Genomic DNA, 2,106 nt, shown 5'->3' with positions numbered 1-2,106 from the left:
CTCCCCCTCACAATGATTATCATTTTAATATTGAGTGAGATTTAATTTCCTCAAAGCCTTATGTAGTTTGAGTCTTGGTGTATTTCATACTGATTCAGGCTCGTCAATATTTAGATGCGTTTGCCCTGCTGGAAGGACAAAGCACCAGTCTTGCTGTCGTAACTGAACTCGTTAGTGGAAGTAGCGCCAAACCCAATTGTGGAAGTCTGAATTTTGTCGCTTTCTAAGTAGCTGAAGTCCTTGATAATGTCGATGCCTTCAGACTTGAAGTTGAAGACAAATGTATCAGCACCTGCATCGCCTGTGAGTGTGTTATTACCAGTACCGCCATTTAAAAAGTCGCTACCAGAACCTCCATTTAAGAAGTCGTTACCAGCACCGCCAACGAGTGTGTCGTTACCAGCCCCACCAACCAAAATGTCGTAGTCCCCATAGCCAAGCAAGTGGTCATTGCCATCGTCGCCAACCAAAAAGTTGTAACCGGCATTCCCCTCAATTCGATTGTCCAGGGCGTTGCCTATGCCATTAATATCCTCGCTACCTGTGAGAACCAAGTTCTCTAGGTTGTCACCCAATTTGTAGCTGAACGAAGACTCAACCGTATCGGTTCCTTCATTCAAGTATTCTGTAATCTGAAATATTCGGGTCTGATTCGCAAACTGATTGATGACTACATTGCCCTCAGACCCGAATACAAAAATAATATAAGTGTCGTTGCCAATTCCACCAATTAGGACATCAAGCCCCCCATCGCCCTCAAGGATGTCATCGCCTTTCTCGCCATACAGTACATTGCCACCGTTGTCTCCACCATTTAAATAATCATTGCCCAAACCACCGTACAGTCTGTTAGCATTTCCACCACCGTAAAGGCTGTCATTGCCCGGTTCACCATAGAGTATATCGTAACCACCGTTGCCATACAGCACATCGTTGCCTTCCAAACCATAAATAATCTCGTCTGCTGAAGTCCCTTGAATTGTGTCAGAACCTGTGGTGCCGTCGATGGATTCAATTTTTCCTGGACTCACTACGTCGGTATTACGAACACTTAATGATGTATTTATACTTACATAAGTATATTTGTTATTTACAGGGTCAATACTGATAACGTTATCATCTTCTCCAGAGAGTCGAGAGAAGTTTTTAATGATGTCAAAACCATCACTACTATAGACGTACACGCCAGAATCAAAAACGAGGACATCAATTACGTTGTTGAAGACAAACTCATCATCATCACCACCGATGAGAGTGTCATCACCTAAATCGCCGAAAATGGAATCAGTTTCTGGAGTCCCAATTAGAATGTCGTTACCAAAGGTACCGTTAATAGATGCCATGTCCATCACTCCTTCTCAAACTATGGTTCAGTGCAGAGTTAAGTTAATTTAATGTGATTTCGACGGCAACGAAAGCCAGAAAGCTCACTCTCAAAGGAATTGAAGGAATGGGGAGAGGAAACATTGAATAAGGCAGTTCTTGCAGAGGGCAGAAGGCTTTTATGTTCAATTCGCCGGGGATTCAGACCCCGTCCAATGTTGTTTGCGCTTTTGTTTTCGGCGGGGTTTTAGGCCCTTGTTCCCTACGGCCACCTGCATTGAGCAGGAGTCAGAATTTCCTTCTGCCAACTGAGCCTCCAGCGCTGAAGCCTTTCTTGATAACTAAAATTTATGGAGAATGAATAAAAAAAAGAATAAAAACACCGAGACTAAAAAATATTTCAAAAAAATCATGCGCCAGTGTGATGCCAAACGCGCAGAGCGTCTCCAAGAGTTGGCAGCAAGCTACGCTTTTTATTCTTTTGTGACACCTCCTCAAATTTCCATTTTTTCTTCTGGCAATTCTTTTGCAATCATGGATGATGACCAAGTTTCGGGGAGTGCTAGTGCATTTTGTTTTATGATTGATACATATTAAAAAGTTGGGTGCAACCGCTAATTAACAGCATACTTGAATAAGCAAATAACCGCTTACAAGTCGCAGAAATGACACAAAAGTTTTTAATTTCATACCAGAAAATATTCAGAGATTGCAAAAATTAATGAATAATTCAAAGAAATGAAGAAGTTTTAATTTGATTCTCTATTTCTACCTCCATAATTC

At 41.7% G+C, this 2,106-nt stretch carries 2 protein-coding genes; one reads left to right on the top strand and one right to left on the bottom strand.

The annotated features are described in order from the left end of the window. Positions 1-110: 110 nt before the first annotated feature. A complete protein-coding gene (locus tag H6G26_RS41230; protein WP_190737856.1) occupies positions 111-1,343 on the bottom strand; it encodes a calcium-binding protein in 1,233 nt (410 codons plus the stop codon). A gap of 337 nt (positions 1,344-1,680) precedes the next feature. On the opposite strand from H6G26_RS41230, the gene H6G26_RS41225 reads away from it, so the two are divergent. Next, positions 1,681-1,920, top strand: coding sequence for a hypothetical protein (locus H6G26_RS41225; protein ID WP_190737854.1), 240 nt, complete (start codon positions 1,681-1,683; stop codon positions 1,918-1,920). Positions 1,921-2,106 lie beyond the last annotated feature (186 nt).

The sequence above is a fragment of the Nostoc sp. FACHB-888 genome (assembly GCF_014696655.1).
Lineage (GTDB): Bacteria > Cyanobacteriota > Cyanobacteriia > Cyanobacteriales > Nostocaceae > Nostoc.
This window is presented reverse-complemented; position numbering and strand designations above follow the sequence as displayed.

Excerpts from the sequence above, each read along its gene's own strand:
- H6G26_RS41230 (WP_190737856.1), bottom strand. The coding sequence starts at position 1,343 with ATGGCATCTATTAACGGTACCTTTGGTAACGACATTCTAATTGGGACT.
- H6G26_RS41225 (WP_190737854.1), top strand. The coding sequence starts at position 1,681 with ATGAATAAAAAAAAGAATAAAAACACCGAGACTAAAAAATATTTCAAA.